The 16,329-nt window shown below is 39.9% G+C and carries 17 protein-coding genes; 4 read left to right on the top strand and 13 right to left on the bottom strand.

All coding sequences use genetic code 11. The features are described from left to right. Positions 1 to 57 precede the first annotated feature (57 nt). Positions 58 to 336: a 1,4-dihydroxy-2-naphthoate prenyltransferase gene (locus QM923_RS01480; RefSeq protein ID WP_414290597.1), complete on the bottom strand. Its 279-nt coding sequence runs from the start codon at positions 334 to 336 to the stop codon at positions 58 to 60. 123 nt (positions 337 to 459) lie between these two features. Here QM923_RS01480 and coaA point away from each other — a divergent pair, with 123 nt between their 5' ends. The 3 genes from coaA to QM923_RS01465 all read left to right on the top strand — a co-directional run bounded on the left by coaA (position 460) and on the right by QM923_RS01465 (position 2,283). Further along, entirely contained in the window at positions 460 to 1,380 is a 921-nt protein-coding gene (gene coaA / locus QM923_RS01475; protein ID WP_414290596.1) for a type I pantothenate kinase, read from the top strand. Between the two features lie 52 nt (positions 1,381 to 1,432). Continuing rightward, positions 1,433 to 1,681 carry a 30S ribosomal protein S20 gene (gene rpsT, locus QM923_RS01470; RefSeq protein ID WP_006148721.1) on the top strand — a complete coding sequence of 83 codons (249 nt, stop codon included), beginning with the start codon at positions 1,433 to 1,435 and terminating at the stop codon, positions 1,679 to 1,681. 65 nt (positions 1,682 to 1,746) lie between these two features. Beyond that, a complete protein-coding gene (locus tag QM923_RS01465) occupies positions 1,747 to 2,283 on the top strand; it encodes a DNA topology modulation protein (protein WP_414290595.1) in 537 nt (178 codons plus the stop codon). A 150-nt stretch (positions 2,284 to 2,433) separates the two neighbouring features. Here the strand turns inward: QM923_RS01465 and deoD are convergent, their stop codons facing one another. The 9 genes from deoD to QM923_RS01420 all read right to left on the bottom strand — a co-directional run bounded on the left by deoD (position 2,434) and on the right by QM923_RS01420 (position 10,880). Further along, positions 2,434 to 3,144 carry a purine-nucleoside phosphorylase gene (deoD, locus tag QM923_RS01460; protein WP_414290767.1) on the bottom strand — a complete coding sequence of 237 codons (711 nt, stop codon included), beginning with the start codon at positions 3,142 to 3,144 and terminating at the stop codon, positions 2,434 to 2,436. Between the two features lie 271 nt (positions 3,145 to 3,415). Beyond that, entirely contained in the window at positions 3,416 to 4,696 is a 1,281-nt protein-coding gene (locus QM923_RS01455; RefSeq protein ID WP_414290594.1) for a chloride channel protein, read from the bottom strand. A gap of 2 nt (positions 4,697 to 4,698) precedes the next feature. After that, on the bottom strand, positions 4,699 to 5,508 hold the full coding sequence (locus tag QM923_RS01450; RefSeq protein ID WP_414290593.1) for a purine-nucleoside phosphorylase: 810 nt from the start codon (positions 5,506 to 5,508) through the stop codon (positions 4,699 to 4,701). After that, positions 5,508 to 6,065, bottom strand: a complete 558-nt coding sequence (locus tag QM923_RS01445) for a DUF1697 domain-containing protein (protein WP_414290592.1) — start codon at positions 6,063 to 6,065, stop codon at positions 5,508 to 5,510. The genes QM923_RS01450 and QM923_RS01445 overlap by 1 nt, the downstream gene beginning before the upstream one ends. A gap of 1 nt (position 6,066) precedes the next feature. Beyond that, positions 6,067 to 7,278, bottom strand: a complete 1,212-nt coding sequence (locus QM923_RS01440) for a phosphopentomutase (protein ID WP_414290591.1) — start codon at positions 7,276 to 7,278, stop codon at positions 6,067 to 6,069. A 23-nt stretch (positions 7,279 to 7,301) separates the two neighbouring features. Then, positions 7,302 to 7,985 (bottom strand): ribose-5-phosphate isomerase RpiA, encoded by a 684-nt coding sequence (gene rpiA / locus QM923_RS01435; RefSeq protein ID WP_414290590.1) that lies wholly within the window; start codon positions 7,983 to 7,985, stop codon positions 7,302 to 7,304. Positions 7,986 to 8,089: 104 nt separating this feature from the next. Further along, the gene (locus tag QM923_RS01430) at positions 8,090 to 9,019 is read right to left on the bottom strand and encodes a peptidase U32 family protein (RefSeq protein ID WP_004253128.1); all 930 of its coding nucleotides are present in this window, start codon (positions 9,017 to 9,019) and stop codon (positions 8,090 to 8,092) included. A gap of 111 nt (positions 9,020 to 9,130) precedes the next feature. Then, the gene (locus QM923_RS01425; protein WP_075567781.1) at positions 9,131 to 9,811 is read right to left on the bottom strand and encodes an ABC transporter ATP-binding protein; all 681 of its coding nucleotides are present in this window, start codon (positions 9,809 to 9,811) and stop codon (positions 9,131 to 9,133) included. A gap of 13 nt (positions 9,812 to 9,824) precedes the next feature. Further along, the gene (locus QM923_RS01420) at positions 9,825 to 10,880 is read right to left on the bottom strand and encodes an ABC transporter permease (protein ID WP_414290589.1); all 1,056 of its coding nucleotides are present in this window, start codon (positions 10,878 to 10,880) and stop codon (positions 9,825 to 9,827) included. 369 nt (positions 10,881 to 11,249) lie between these two features. Here QM923_RS01420 and QM923_RS01415 point away from each other — a divergent pair, with 369 nt between their 5' ends. After that, on the top strand, positions 11,250 to 11,525 hold the full coding sequence (locus QM923_RS01415; RefSeq protein ID WP_414290588.1) for a DUF3270 family protein: 276 nt from the start codon (positions 11,250 to 11,252) through the stop codon (positions 11,523 to 11,525). A gap of 26 nt (positions 11,526 to 11,551) precedes the next feature. Here the strand turns inward: QM923_RS01415 and QM923_RS01410 are convergent, their stop codons facing one another. The 3 genes from QM923_RS01410 to QM923_RS01400 all read right to left on the bottom strand — a co-directional run bounded on the left by QM923_RS01410 (position 11,552) and on the right by QM923_RS01400 (position 16,212). After that, positions 11,552 to 12,886 (bottom strand): sensor histidine kinase, encoded by a 1,335-nt coding sequence (locus QM923_RS01410; protein ID WP_414290587.1) that lies wholly within the window; start codon positions 12,884 to 12,886, stop codon positions 11,552 to 11,554. Beyond that, complete coding sequence (locus QM923_RS01405) at positions 12,879 to 13,550, bottom strand: response regulator transcription factor (protein WP_004253103.1); 672 nt, start codon at positions 13,548 to 13,550, stop codon at positions 12,879 to 12,881. Before QM923_RS01405 ends, QM923_RS01410 begins: the two co-directional genes overlap by 8 nt. A gap of 115 nt (positions 13,551 to 13,665) precedes the next feature. Further along, positions 13,666 to 16,212, bottom strand: a complete 2,547-nt coding sequence (locus tag QM923_RS01400) for a M1 family metallopeptidase (protein WP_414290766.1) — start codon at positions 16,210 to 16,212, stop codon at positions 13,666 to 13,668. Positions 16,213 to 16,329: the final 117 nt, after the last annotated feature.

Genomic DNA, 16,329 nt, shown 5'->3' with positions numbered 1-16,329 from the left:
AGGATTATTTTACCATAAAATTTAGATATTTTAAATCGTTTACACGGTCTATACCAACTAAGGCCCTAAGAAGAGATAACCTAGGAACATACTAATAAAAAAGGAAAAGATACAAGCTAGACCAAACAAGAAAAGCCACCATTTTCTTGTTAAAATGGCGAGAATCAAGTAGATAAAACCAATAATTGGTAGCAAGAACAACAAGACAAAGGCAGACCAACTATAGGTTTGACTTCCTAAATTCACAGTAAACTCAATTAAAGTCGGAGATAACCACAGAATCGCAACCAGTAAGCTAGTCAGTTTTAGAATTTTATCACTCACCACTAGTCTCATAACACCACCTCTTTTGATGTTTATTCTACCTCTATTCTAACAAAGAAAGCGCTTTTTCTCAAATGATTCAGATGTCTTTCTTTGTAAATTATGGTATACTGAGGTATCAAACGAGGAAATTTTATGACCAACGAATTTATACATTATGAAAAAATCAGTCGAGAAACTTGGCAATCTTTACATCGTAAAACTACACCTCCTTTAACCGAGGAGGAATTGGATTCGATTAAGAGTTTTAATGACCAGATTAGTCTCCAAGATGTAACTGATATTTACCTGCCGCTAGCTCATCTGATTCAAATCTACAAACGCTCCAAAGAAGACCTAGCCTTTTCAAAAGGAATTTTTCTCCAAAGGGAGAGTAAAAATCAGCCATTTATTATCGGAATTTCAGGTAGTGTAGCTGTTGGCAAATCAACTACCAGTCGACTCTTACAAATTCTGCTTTCCCGTATTTTTCCAGAAGCAAGTGTTGAATTAGTGACAACTGATGGCTTTCTGTATCCTAACAGCATCTTAAATGAGCGAAATATCCTAAACCGAAAAGGTTTCCCTGAGAGTTATGATATGGAAGGCTTGCTCGATTTCCTTGATCAACTTAAAAACGGTCAGGATGTAGATATCCCCGTTTATTCTCACGAAATCTACGATATCGTACCTGATAAAACACAAAGAGTTCAAGCAGCGGATTTTGTCATCGTAGAAGGTATCAACGTCTTTCAAACACCACATAACAGCCGTCTTTATATTACAGACTTCTTCGATTTTTCAATCTATGTAGATGCTGCAGTTGAGGATATCGAGAGCTGGTATTTGGACCGTTTCTTGAAACTCCTTAGCTTTGCACAAGATGATCCAAACAACTATTACTATCGTTTCACCCAGCAACCAATTAGTGAAGTCAAAGATTTTGCCCATCAGGTTTGGACAAGTATTAATTTGACCAATCTACAAAACTACATCGAACCGACAAGAAATCGGGCAGAAGTCATTCTTCATAAATCTAAAAATCATGAAATTGATGAAATTTATTTAAAAAAGTGATTTCCCCTTGTCAAAATAATAGTTTTCAGATATAATGGTATAGTTAGTAAATATGGAGGTAAGAACATTGGCAAACATTAAATCAGCTATCAAACGCGCTGAATTAAACGTTAAACAAAACGAAAAGAACTCAGCTCAAAAATCAGCTATGCGTACTGCTATCAAAGCTTTTGAAGCAAACCCATCTGAAGAACTTTACCGTGCTGCTAGCTCAGCCATCGATAAAGCAGAAACTAAAGGTTTGATCCACAAGAATAAAGCTAACCGTGATAAAGCACGTCTTGCATCTAAACTTGGTTAATCTTTAACTGGATACAAAATGAGCTCTTCGGAGCTTTTTTTGTACACATTTTTCTGGAGGTTATCATGAAAATTGCTATTATAGGATATTCAGGCTCAGGTAAATCTACTCTTGCAGAAAAACTTTCCAGCTACTACTCCATTCCTAAACTCCATATAGACCGATTGCAATTTCAGCCTGGGTGGCAAGATAGCGATCGTGATTGGATGTTAAAGGAGATGAAGACTTTCCTTTCTAAACATGAGGATTGGGTTATCGACGGCAACTATACATGGTGTAGCTACGAGGAAAGAATGGAGCAAGCCGATCAGATTATCTTTTTAAACTTCTCAGCATGGAATTGTTTAGCAAGAGCCTTTAAACGCTATCTAAGATACAGAGGAAAAGTTAGAGAAAGTATGGCAGACGGTTGTCCTGAACGTTTTGACTGGGAGTTTATTCGCTGGATTCTTTGGGATGGACGTAACTCTTCTCATAAAGACCATTATCAACAGATCTGTTCAGACTATGCTGACAAGGTAACCATAATCACTAATCAAAAAGAACTAGATGGCTTTCTTTATAAAAAAGAGAGAGTGGGACAGAAATCGGTAATTCGTTAGAATTCGATTTCGTCGTCCCACCTCCGCACAGTTGAGTAGGGCTGTAAAAGCTGATGAAATCAGCGTAGTAGAGCCCACTCAACCACTGCGTCTTGCTCGACAATCCAAAGAAAATTGAGAGGCTAGGACTTTTGTCCCAGCCTCTTTTTCTTATTCTGCAATTAAAGTCTCTAGACCAACCTTCATCATATCGGTGAAGGTGTTTTGACGTTCTTCTGCTGTAGTGTCCTCATCGGGATTGACTAAACTGTCTGAAATCGTCATGATAGCAAGGGCATCGACGTGATGTTGAGCAGCAAGATAGTAGAGGGCTGCTGCTTCCATTTCTACAGCTTTCACGCCCCATTTACCAAGTTCAATGTTCTTCTCAAAGTAGTTTGAATAGAAAACGTCTGATGACAAGACATTTCCGACATGAGTAGTCATACCAAGGTCTTTGGCAATATGGTAAGCCTTATCTAAAAGATCAAAGCTAGCGATTTGTGGAAAATCGTATTGAGGCCAATCGTTGCGGATGATGTTTGAGTTGGTTGCAGCTGCCTGCGCCAAGACCAATTCACGGACGTGAACATCCTCATTCAAAGATCCAGCCGTTCCCACACGAATCAATTTTTTCACTCCGTAGTCAACAATCAACTCGCGCGCATAAATAGAGATGGATGGCATCCCCATTCCAGTTCCCATGACAGATATACGGTGACCTTTGTAAGTACCTGTGTAACCAAACATGTTACGCACTTCGTTAAAGCAAACAGCATCTTCAAGAAAATTCTCAGCAATAAATTTCGCACGAAGAGGATCCCCAGGAAGGAGAATTTTATCAGCAATTTCACCTTGCTTAGCAGCAATATGGATAGACATAATTAAGATATAAAGGGCGACAGAGAACAAAGTAAAAATAGGAAACTGACGACGCATCGCAGATGCTAGACAGTTTATCTTTTTTACACAGTTCTCAGCCCGTATTCAGTTCAGCGAATACGGTTAACCCATCCTTTCTTTTTTTATTGAGTAATTAGAAAAGCTTTCCGCTCATGTTCAAATCTGAACACACGCCCTACCTTTCTTTATTAAATGATATTGATTATAAATTTAAAATATATTTTGGATTAGAAAAACTAGAGTATTTTTATTAAGTTTCTTTTATCCTTGTCTTTGGTCGTAAGTATTTCTCCCAAGGGATTCGGTCCAGCATTTTAGCAAAACCAAATGCCAAGTAAGCAGTCACCAAAAGAAAAGGTATAGCCTCTAATGATTGACCAGTGAACCCCATCACCAATCCAGTTGCAGACAAGGGAGCCTTCAAGGTCACTGCTAAAAAGCAAACCGAACCTAATAGCAAGACTGCTGGCTGGTTGCCACTACCTAAAATCATGGTTAATAGTGCAGCTCCTGCCATCCCCAAGGCAAAAGATGGGGTCAAGGTACCGCCATAGGCACCTGCCCAAAGGGTAACTAAAACGACCAAAGCTTTCAAGACAAACAAGAGGATTACCATCTTGGCATTACTGCCGTTTAAAATCTCCTGAGCCATCATACGCCCATTACCAAGTAGATGAGGCAAATGGCTAGCCAATCCAACAAGGAAAAGGAATGTTACAGGCAGAGTATAGAGTATCCGCTTGTCCTTTATTCTCTTTGAAGAAACTTGTTTGTTGAAGCGACTAAAAAGCCAAGCGAGTGGAGTCAGGAAAAGAACTAATAGGGGAACAAGCCACATATCACCTAGTGGCCAAGTCATGGCTGGAATCTGGTAGAGAGCATGATCTGAAACAACAAAGCCTGCTGTAAAGGCTGATACATATGTAGTCAGACCGACCAAGAAAAAACGTTTGACAGATAAAGCAATTCCCAAGGTTTCAAAAACGAAAAACACACTCGTTAATGGAACCTGATAGACAGCCGCTAAACCCGCACCAGCTCCACAGGCAATGAGAAAGATTTGGTCCTTCACGGAGAGAGAAAAAATATTGGCAATAGGTCTTGCAAATAAAGCTCCAATCTCCCGCGGCGCAGCTTCCTTACCGATAGGCGCTCCTCCTCCAACCGCAACAATCTGCCAAATTGAATGAACTAGCTGTTTTAAAAAATGAAGTTTGTATTGTGATGTTTCATCTTTCATCTGCGCTTTGATGGAAAAAATCTTTGCTTTTCTTTGCAAGAAATACCAGACCAAGGCAGAACTGACACCCACGATGATTAAACTAAAGCCTATTCGTGATGAGGCAACCCCATCTGTCAAGAATCCAGTGTTATGTTCTGTCTGACCAAAAGCAATCTCTTCAACCAGCTCTAAAAGATAATGGAGCAAAATTCCGAATATACCTGAAACTAGCCCTAGCATGATAACCGCTAGGATTAATTTGAGGTTATATGGGATTTTCTGAAGACTACTCCTCAACTCTTGTAACATGATTATAATTCAGCAAGAATCGCTTTCAGCAATCCTTTAAAGTCGCCTTTGACGCGTTCTGTCACTTCCACAACTTCTTCGTGGTTGAGTTCTTCTTGGAAACCAGCAGCATGGTTAGTGATACATGAAATTCCTAGAACTTTCAAGCCTGAGTGGGCTGCCACAATAACTTCAGGAACAGTTGACATACCGACAGCATCTGCACCAAGAGTCTTATATGCACGGATTTCAGCTGGAGTTTCATAAGTTGGACCTGTCACACCGATATAAACCCCATCATCCAGTTTGATGCCCAATTTGTCTGCTACTTGATGAGCAGTCACACGATATTCTGGAGTGTAAGCTTTCGACATATCAGGGAAACGTGGACCAAAGTCATCCAAGTTTTCACCAATCAATGGGTTTTGACCAGTCATATTGATGTGGTCAGTAATAGCCATCAAGGTACCAGGACCGAAGCCGATACCTCCAGCAGCGTTGGTTACAATCACTCCTTCACATCCCAAAACTTTCATGACACGAACTGGGAAAGTCACCACTTCCAATGGGTTGCCTTCGTAGAAGTGGAAACGACCTTGAAGAGCCAAGACTTTACGTCCAGCAAGATCACCATAAACCAATTTACCAGCATGTCCGACTACTGTGGATTGACCCCAGTTTGGAATGTCAGAGTAGTCTACTACGACTGCATTTTCGATTTCTTCAGCCAATTCTCCAAGACCTGAACCAAGGATCAAACCGAACTCAGGAGCTTCGATTCCTTTGCCCTTCAAAAATGCTGCTGTTTCATTGATTTTATTTAATAATGTCATTAGGTATCTCCTTCTTTATGTTTTAAAAATTGACCAATTTTGTCAAAGGTATTAGCGTTACGAATGGTAATATTGTGATAGAAAGGCATCTTAAGCAAGTGCTTGTGATAAGCTGTTTTAGAGTAGCTAGCTTCTGACAATTTACCCCAGAAGATCCCTAATTTCCCAAAATGAAGCACTTCATCGACCAGTTCCAAACTGTTCACTTTCTCGATGACTTGATCCACATCCAAGCTCTCAGTGTAAAAGAGCACATCTTTTCGAGCCATCTCATGATTCCACCAATCAGGAAGATTGCTAAGCTCCTCTTCATAGTCTTCAAGACTCAGCAAGGAAAAACTCTGGATAAATGGATAACGTCTTTCAAAGAAAGCCTGTAAATTCTCTATTAATTTAGTTCTAGGCACAATGCTATTAAAGAAAATATTGCCACTGTTGATGTAGGTTTCAACTTTTTCTAGTCCCAACTCTGTCAACTCTTGACGAAGTTGCGCCATGACAACCTTATTCTTCCCACCTACATTAATGCCCCGAACAAGTAAAGCATATCGCGTCATCTTATACCAATTTATCTAAGAAACTTTCACCAATCATGGCAGTTTCAACACCAAAGTTATCCGCAACTGTTGCTGAGATATCTGCAAAATGTCCAACTGGAATTAATCCATTGCCTTTAAAGGATGGACTGTATGCCAAAAGTGGAATATATTCACGAGTATGGTCAGTACCAGCATAGGTTGGGTCATTTCCGTGGTCAGCAGTAATCAAAAGAAGATCGTCTTTTCTCATTGCTGCCATAATTTCTGGCAAGCGCTCATCAAACTCATGCAAACAATCACGGTAGCCGTGCGCATTGCGACGGTGTCCGTAAAGAGCATCAAAGTCTACCAAGTTGGTAAATGAGAAGCCTTCTTGGAATTCAGGAAGTCCCATGGTCTTAATCAAGGTATCTATACCGTGGCTATTTGATTTGTTATGGCCCATATCGTGGTTGATACCTGCACCATTGAAGATATCGTTAATCTTACCAACTGCATATGTATCAATACCGGCTTCATTCAATTTGTCCAATACAGTTGGAGCAAATGGAGATACAGCCAAGTCACGACGGTTAGCCGTACGAGTGAAGTTTCCAGGCTCACCAACATAAGGACGGGCAATGATACGACCAAGAAGAGCTGGACGTTCTAAAGTAATCGAACGAGCGTATTCACAGATACGGTAGAGTTCATCCAAAGGAATGATCTCTTCGTGAGCTGCGATTTGAAGAACTGGATCAGCAGATGTATAGATAATCAACTCCCCAGTTTCCATCTGACGTGGTCCAAAATCGTCGATAACAGCTGTTCCTGAGTAAGGTTTGTTGGCTTCACGGATGACCTTGCGACCTGAGAATTCTTCGATTTTAGTAAGGATTTCCTCTGGGAATCCATTCCAGAAAGTATCGAAAGGTTCAGTGATATTAAGTCCCATGATTTCCCAGTGACCAGTCATGGTATCTTTACCTAGAGATACCTCTTCAAGCTTAGTCGCATAACCTGTTGGATTGCTCTCAGCTGGAACTGTCTTCAATGGTGTTTCTCGAGGAATGTTCCCAAGACCAAGCTTTGCCATATTTGGAACATTCAACCCTACTGATTTTGAAATGTGTCCAAGAGTATCTGATGCACCATCAGGAACACCAGCGTTGACAAAGTTATGAGCATCTGGTGCTGCACCGATTCCTACAGAATCTAGTACCACCAAGTGAATACGATTAAATTTTGGCATAATGTGTCTCCTTTTTATTTTGATTATTTTGCTTTTGTTGAAGTTAAAATCTGAACGCCCTCTTGTCCAGCAACGATGACCTTATCGACCATTTGGTTAAACAATCCATGCTCGACGACACCAACGACATGATCCAATTCTTGTCCCAGAGCAATTGGGTCTTCAATCACTTCCAAGGCAAGGTCGATGATAAAGTTCTGCATATCCGTCACAAAACGTTGACCATCTTTTTCACGAAAGCTCGGTTTATAGGCAGCTCGCTCAAATCGACGAAAGACTTGCTCTGCACCATACTGAACTACCTCTACAGGTAATTTAAAGGCACCGAGTTTCTCTACTAGCTTACTCTCATCAACAACCCAGATATATTCTTTAGATGGAGTTGCGACAACCTTTTCCATGAGAAGGGCCCCACCACCGCCTTTGATGCCGTTAAACTGACTGTCTACTTCATCTGCACCATCAACTGTCAGGTCTACAAAATCTACTTGATCAATTGACTTAAGAGGAATATTGAGACCTTCTGCTTGCTTGCTAGTTACACTAGAAGTCGTTACAGCTGTAATCTGTAAGCCCTCTTCCTTGATACGACGACCTATTTCTTCTACGAAATAGTAAGCAGTTGAGCCTGTTCCAAGCCCGACAACCATACCATCTTTGACGAACTCGGCAGCTTTAATCCCTGCCATTTTTTTCAGATTTTCCACTTATACACCTCCAAATAGAGCTACTTCTATTATAGCATGAATACGCTTCAAATTCATCCTTGCACTAGAAAAACCCGAACATTTTATTTCGGGTTTTGTGATGTTTACTTAACCATATCAGGATCATAATCGTAGAAACCTGTATCCAAGAAACGATTTTTAGGATGGAGCTTGCGAACTTCTTCATCGAGCAAGAAGGCCTGGTCATGTGTAAAGTTACCTTCTTGAATCAAATTGCGCGCTTGGATAAAGAGTTTTGCAATTTCTACAAAGTTTTGGCCTGGAGTGTAGAGACCTTCAAGCTTCCAATGAGTGAAACCGTGTTCTACCAATTCAGTTAATTTGGTCATTAAATCAAGGTCATTGTTCGCAAAGATATGAGTTCCATGATTGTCTTCAAAAATAGAATAATGGCTCTCTGGGTCACTTGGCTCAGCCAAGAACAAGTCACGTTGACGAGATTTTTCATCATCAATCTGTGTGAAATTGTAGTAGTTTTGCAAGAGTGGACGCTTCGAATGGTGGATGACACTAGCACCGTATACCAAGACCTCAGCAGGAATTTCTAAAATTTCAGGCATCTTGAAGAGTTCTGCAGATGGGATTTCACGCGCCAAAACTGCTTCTGACGCTCCTGCTTTTTGTCCCCAGAAGTTAATCTGACGACTGCTTGTGACCATGGTTGAGGCATCGTAAATCGTTTTGAAAGAATAGTTATCACGGTTAACCACATAAAAGACACCTGCGTCCCCAACTGTGATATAGTCCGTTTTGATTTCTTCTAAAAAGTCCAAGAAGGGCTTGATACGGTCCATCATGTCTTGGTGCATAAGAGCATTGACCGCAACGATTAATTCCTTACCGGCATCATGAACAATTTTTGCGATTTCACGCAATTCTTCATGACTAAAGGTAGTAGGCAAACGAAGACCAAAATCTTTCTCACCGACATAAATGCGGTCGACACCAGCTTCAAGTAGCTGTTTTACTTGTTCAATACTTTCAGCAGTTGCTGTAATGATAATCTTTTCCATAGAGAAAATTATACCACATTTCCAAAAAATCAGCTATATAGAAAAGTGGGTCTTGTTAGTCTAAATTTTAAAAAAAAGTGAACCGTATCACTAACAGTTCACTTTTTAGATTTATGCTTGTGTCTTTTCAACAAGTCGTCCGTCATTCATCACATAAATACGGTCAACCTTATCTAGCAAGCGAGTATCATGCGTAATCATGACAACACCCCTACCTTGCTCATGAGCAATTGAAGCCAACATATCCGTCACTTGATAAGCACGTTGTGTATCCAAGCTAGCTGTCGGCTCATCTGCAAGCACGATACTAGGATTATTATAAAGGGCTCTAGCAATTGCAGCTCGTTGGCGTTCACCACCAGAGAGAGCTTTGGGATAGTGATTTTGAACCTTTTCCAAATCCAACAAACTAAATAACTCTTGTCGGTCACTTTTTATAGATTTCTTTTTATCTAAACGATCAATTAAATCTAATTGCTCCTTAACCGTTAAAAAGGGAATCAAATTTGAAGCCTGGAGGATAAAACCAAATTCTCTGAAGCGCAAATCCGTTTTTTCTTTTTCAGATAAATGCCCAGTCTCTTTTCCCTTTACTAGAATCTTTCCACTTGAAGCTTCCTGAAGTTGGCCTAGAGTCGTTAAAAAGGTTGTTTTACCTGATCCAGAAGGCCCCACAATCGCTACAAACTCCCCAGCGTTTAGTTGAAAATTGGTCTCATGAAGAGCTGTAACTTTCATATTGCCTTCGCCATAAGTTTTTGTCACTTGAATCATCTCAATTAATATCGTCATATCATTCTCCTTATCATTCTGCAATCGCTGTGATTGGATCTACTTTAAGTAGACGCGGAAGCGAAATGACACCACCTAGAAGTGCCATCAAGCAAATGACCAGGCTTAAGACAAAGTATGCCAACCAACTAGGGTAGAAAAAGAAGGTTGCAGGTAAGACTAAAATGACAGCCCAAATGGCTAATAAAGCCAATCCTATACCCAAACCAGATAAGAGAAAGATTTGACAGAAAAGGGACCATACGATGGATTTTATCTGAATCCCTTGCGCTCGCATAATTCCATAGAGGCCTAATTTTTGAATAGTAATGATGTAGATAAAAATTCCTACAATCAGACCTGTAATGACAATCATAGCTAGAATCATTCCTGAGAATACATTGACCTGAGGGGTATAGCCAGGAATTTTTGAAATCATTTTCTGAATAGAAATCTGCTTCAAACCATCGCCAGTCACTTCTACATCATTTTGCAATACCAATGCAGAGATCGAACGATTGCCTTTTGTTGTTCCTTGTAAATTCCAATACGTTGTTAGGCTCGTAAAGACAACAGGTTCTGTTAAAAATTTATTTTCTTTTGTCAAGCCGACAATCTTAAAACTTGTCTCACTTCCGTTAAGTTGAATAGCGTCCCCGAGTTTGATGCCGTAATTTTCAAAAGACTGATCCACTACCACTTCTTGGTCATTTTCTGGGTAACGCCCTTCAATCAAGGTAGGCGAGATAAAACTGTCCCACTCTTGACCAAAAATAGAGACATTCATCTTGTCACTACTATTAACAAGGTTTGTCACCGCAAACATATAGCTTAGAGGAACAGCATCCTCAGAAACTTTATCCTTGTAGTCTTTTTCAGGTATAAAGGATGCAGTCAAATTGTCATTTGCATAATCGGATAGAACAACTCCTGTTGCTTGCCAATTGTCAATAGCAGCCCTGTTATTTCGAACAAGCCCAAGAGCCAAGCTGGTCATAAAAAAGACCATAAAAGCAATGAGAAAAATGGTAGTTAGAATTAAACTGTATCGCAGTTTATTCTGTAACATTTCTTTGAAAGCAAGATACATGCCAATCTCCTTTAAGTATTCTGTTGTCGAGGGAACAAATCTCCTCTTCACCATAGCACTAAAGATAGAAAACTATCTCGTCATGAACAACTAGAATCAATTTAAAAGAATCCTGTCCTTACTTCAAAATTGAATTTATTTGCATCTGTGTATGATTTTTATTCGTTTCAACCATCAAATTTCCCCTCGTTAAAATAAGAGAAAAAAAATAAAGTTTAAACGTTTTACCCATCCTATCATTTTCCCATCAGCATGTCAAGAAAACTGAAATTGCCTCTGATAACAGATTTTATGCAATTTGTAACCATTCTGTAATAATTCTCTCTTTAAAAAATGATAAAATAGTAATGTACTGTTAAGGAGAGAAATATGCCCGCAAGAAAACTACACCCGTATGAGTTAGAACAAGAAAGTATAAAAACTGCTCAGTTTCAAGATTATGTCCCAGAAAGTACTTCTGTTGCTAGTGTAAAGGAAGTCCTATTTTTTGTAAACATTGCTTGCTTCTGTGTCTTTTTAGCTATTTTTAGTTTTTTGTTCTTATCACTTAAATTGAACACTTTTTTATCATTTGCTTTGGCTATCGGCCTTAGTTTCGTGGCATTGCAAGTTCAGCGCACGATTATCAAGAAAAAATTCAAATAAAAACCTTCGATGAATCGAAGGTTTTTTTATTTATTCTTTCGTCTTGATGGTGTTGTGATCGCTATCTTGACTTCAAAAATTGTTCCGTTAGGTTTGTTATCTTTCACACTGATAGAGCCTTTTAAGGCATCGACGATCTGCTTAGCTAAAGACAAGCCTAAACCGAAACCACCCTTTTGCCGTGTACGTGCCTTATCCACGCGATAAAAACGATCAAAAATTTTCTTTTTATCGGCTTCAGAAATACCGATTCCATTATCAGCTACCGTTAGATAGAGGCTTCGTTCTGTCGTTGAAATCTCAAAATATATATTTTCTCCTTCTTCTGTATACTTGACCGCATTGTCAAACAGAATCGTCATCAATTGCTTGAGGAGGAGTTTATCTGTGATAATGGTGCGATGAACACGATTTTGGAAACGAAAGACACGATTATTCTCGGACGCAATCATCTCATAGTTAGTAAAGGTTGTATTAAAGAAGTCTGGCTCTACCTCTCCAAGCTCAGGCTTGATTCCATCATCTCTACGTGCCAGATTGAGAAGGTTAGTCGTTAGAAACTTCATATTTCGAACTTCTTCCAAACTAGAAGCGATACTCTCACTTGACTCCATAATAGTCGCCTCTGGTTTTCTAAAAAGAGTTTCCAGACGGTTCTGAAGAACTGCCAACGGAGTCCGTAATTCATGACTGGCATTTTCCACAAAGCTTTTCTGCTTTTGCATACTTTCAAGTAAGGGTTTAACACTGACACGTGCAAGATAGAGACTGGCTAAGATAGATAGAATCCAAAAACTTACCATCACCACCACAATTAACTGCTCGTGGTTTTGACTAATTTGCTCTAGTTGGCTTGTGTTAATCAGGATAGCAGCATACTTAATATTAGTCGAAACAGAATCAATATTCATTTCCGTTAAGACCACCCGATAAATCTCATCCTGGCCGTAGCTATTCACAACATGAAGTTGTCGGATATGGTTTAAATCCTTTTTATTGAAGGTGATTCTGTCCAATCCCAAAAAGCGATTTCCAGTCACTAATTGATTGAGATTCGAATCCAGCAAAATCACTTCAGTATTGGAACTTACATTTGGTTTTTTATCAGATGCTGGAGCGACATTGCCACTACCCAAATCCTTTACGTCTTCAGTTGCACGATTGACCGCCAATTGAATGATGTCCTGAGGATTCTTGCTGAGAGATAGCAGTTTTTCATCCACTGATGTGTAGAGACTGGAGTGCATAACCTGCAAGATAATCAAGGTCATGGCAGAGAAAATTAGGGTGAACACACCAAAATTACGGATAAAGTAGCTAAAATCTTCTGCGTACCAATTCTTTTTTAATTTCTTAAACATGTTTTAAAATATACCCAACACTACGCAAAGTTTGGAGATTTTCAGCAAAGGCTGAACCTTTCAATTTCTTACGAACTTTTGATACATAAACTTCTACAACGGAAATGGTTGTGTCACTGTCAAATCCCCATAAACGGTCAAAGATTTGGGTTTTTGGTAAGATGACATTTTGGTTTTGGAGGAAATAGACCAAGAGTTCAAATTCTTTACCCAAGAGTTCAACAGAGGCATCTTGAACCTTAACTTCATTAGTAGATAGATTGACTGTCAAATCACCGTACGTTAAGGTATTTTCGTTAAATTTCCCTGAGCGTTTGAGAAGGGCCTGGATACGCATCTTGAGTTCTTCTAGGTAGAATGGTTTGGTTAGATAATCATCTGCTCCCAGCTCAAACCCATGTCCTTTGTCATCAAGACTTTCCTTGGCTGTCATGATGAGAACAGGAGTCGAAACACCTTTTTCACGTAGTTCTTTTAAGACTTGGAAACCATTTTTTTCTGGTAACATCAAGTCCAATAGAATCAAGTCATAGACGCCACTTTCAGCCTCGTAAAGACCTTCTTCGCCATCAAACACCTGCATAACATCTGCAAAATCATCCAAAAAATCAAAGACTGAATTTGACAGACCTAGGTCGTCTTCCACTAATAGAATTTTAATCATCAAAAATTCCTCCTTATTATGTCCATTATAGCAAAAATATCTTAAAAAAAACTCAACTTTCCTTGTTTTTCTAAGAGAAAGTTGAGTTTTTATATACTATTTAGTCAAGAAGTTTTTAAGCCTTGCCATATTGTGCAACAACTGCTTCAACCGCTGCTTTCTCACGTTTAATCAATTCAACGCGAGCCGCGATATCCTTGATACCCATACGGATGTTACGGCTAAGAGCGAGGTCAGAAAGTTGTGGTTCAAAGAAGGCCTTATACTCTGCCAAACGTTGTTCTGTTTTAAAGATGTGTGATGGGAATATGACAAAGCTATCAAAGCTCATATCTCCACCAAGGGCTGCCTTGATCCAATCCCAGTTTTCACGAGCCCAAACCCAAACAGTTTCTTGGGTAGCTTGGTGTCCAAGGAATTGGAGGTACCATGCTGAAAGGTCTTGTGGTTTCACGACAAATTTGTCCTTCCAAGTTGCAAGAAGAGTTTGGATGTTTTCTGCATCTGTACTGTATGCAAGCGCAGCTGCTAATTGACGTTTGAAAACTGCATCTGTTGCATGAGTGTATAGGTCTAGGTAAGTTGCAACCAAGTCCTTAGTTTCGTGATGTTTGATCTCATTGATGAGGACTTGAGAACGAATGGCTGCTGGAAGTCCTGCAAGATTTTCTTTATGGGCTGCAAAGATTTGACTTGCTACCTGACTAGCTTCTTCATCATTTGAACGAATCATCATAGAAATGGTCAATTGACGAACCAACTCATCCTCATCTGATTCTCCGTCTTTCGCTTCAAAGCCAAGTCGATTATAATTGTGACGGGCCAATTTAGCAACCAGAGTGTTAAAGGCTTTCTCAGCTTCTGTTCCTTCATCGATAAAACGGTCAAGGGCAGAAATAACTTGAGAAACTGCAGCAACAACCAGGTAAGACTCTTCCTTAGCAAGTTTATCAAGTACTGGCAACAAGTCTGCATATGATACATGTCCTGCTTCAGCAAGCAAACGACGTTCTTGGACAATTTGAAGCTTACTTGTGTTATCAAGTTCAACTAATTCTGAAAGGATAGCATCCAGTAATTCACCTTGATAGTCAGTAATGTAGTGGGCAGTGTTTTCAGTGTTGAGACGAAGAGCAGTTTTGTTTTCAGCAAGAAGCGCTGCATAACCTGGAATTTCGATGCTTTCAGTTTCGAGTGTATCTGGCAAACCTTTCCAGTTACTGTTAAGAGGTACTACCCAAAGACGGTTCTTGTCTTCATGCTCACCGATGAAGAATTGTTTTTGTGAGATCTTCAAAACATCATTTTCAACTGTAGCAGTCAAAACTGGATAACCAGGTTGCTCCAACCAAGAATCCATAAAGGCTGCTACATCACGGCCTGATGCTTGACCAAGGGCATTCCAAAGGTCACGACCAATAGTGTTTCCGTATTGGTGTTTTTCAAAGTAAGCATGCAAACCTTTAGCAAAATCAGCATCTCCTAGCCAACGACGAAGCATATGCATGAGACGGCTTCCTTTAGCATAAACGATAGCAGAGTCAAAGAGTGTATTGATTTCATCTGGGTGTTTGACTTCAACGTGGACAGACTGAACACCATCAGTCGCATCACGTTTAAGAGCGGATGGCACTCCACTTGTTTGGAAATCTTCAAAGATATTCCAGCTTGGCTCAATCGCATCCACACAGACGTATTCCATCATGTTAGCGAAACTTTCATTGAGCCAGAGGTCATCCCACCACTTCATAGTCACAAGGTTACCGAACCATTGGTGAGCAAGCTCGTGGGCAATGACGAGGGCTACTTGTTGACGGCTGGCAAAGGTAGAGTTCTCATCCACAACCAAGTAGACTTCACGGTAGGTTACGAGACCCCAGTTTTCCATAGCACCAGCTGAGAAGTCAGGAAGGGCGATGTGAAGAGATTGAGGGATTGGGTACTTGACTCCGTAGTAATCTTCGTAAAATTCGATAGAACGAACAGCGATGTCTAGTGAGAAATCAAGGTTTGAAAGTGGATGGGCCTTGGTTGAGTAAACACCTACCAAGGTACCGTTTTTAGTTGTAGCAGTTACCCCTTGCAAATCACCAGCTACGAAAGCTAGCAAGTAAGAAGACATACGTGGAGTTGTCTCAAATTTCCAGATACCAGTTTCCTTGCGGTTTTCAACGTCAATTTCTGGCATGTTAGACAAGGCCAACTCACCTTCTGCTTGGTCAAATCGAAGAGCTAGGTCAAAGGTTGCTTTGGCTTCTGGCTCATCCACACATGGGAAGGCTTCGCGGGCAAAGTGACTCTCAAACTGAGTTGACAAAACTTCTTTCTTAACACCATCAACTGTATAGTATGATGGGTAGATTCCTGTCATGTTATCTGTGATTTTACCTGAAAAAGCAAGAACCAATTCGACTGAACCAGCTTCTTCAAGTTCGATATGAAGGGCTTCGTTTTCATTATCAACTGTAAATGGACGAGCTTGTCCTGCTACTTCAACTGAAGCAATTTTCAAGTCTTTTTGGTGAAGGGAAATACGGTCACTTTTAGCTTGACCAGTAATGGTTACTTTTCCTGAAAACGTCTTGGTCTCACGACTCAAGTCTAAAAATAAATCATAATGTTCAGGAACAAATTTTTCGATATAATGTTCAACTGCTTGCATCATTTTCTCCTATTCTAAATTTCTGAGCAAATGCTCTAGTTCAAACATACCTATTTTATCATATTTTATGTCAGAAAAACGATTTGGACAGTGTTTTCCAAAACTTTCTTCCTTCTG

Origin of the sequence: Streptococcus infantis, from assembly GCF_047463275.1 — a bacterium.
Taxonomy (GTDB): Bacteria; Bacillota; Bacilli; order Lactobacillales; family Streptococcaceae; genus Streptococcus; species Streptococcus infantis_AF.
This window is presented reverse-complemented; position numbering and strand designations above follow the sequence as displayed.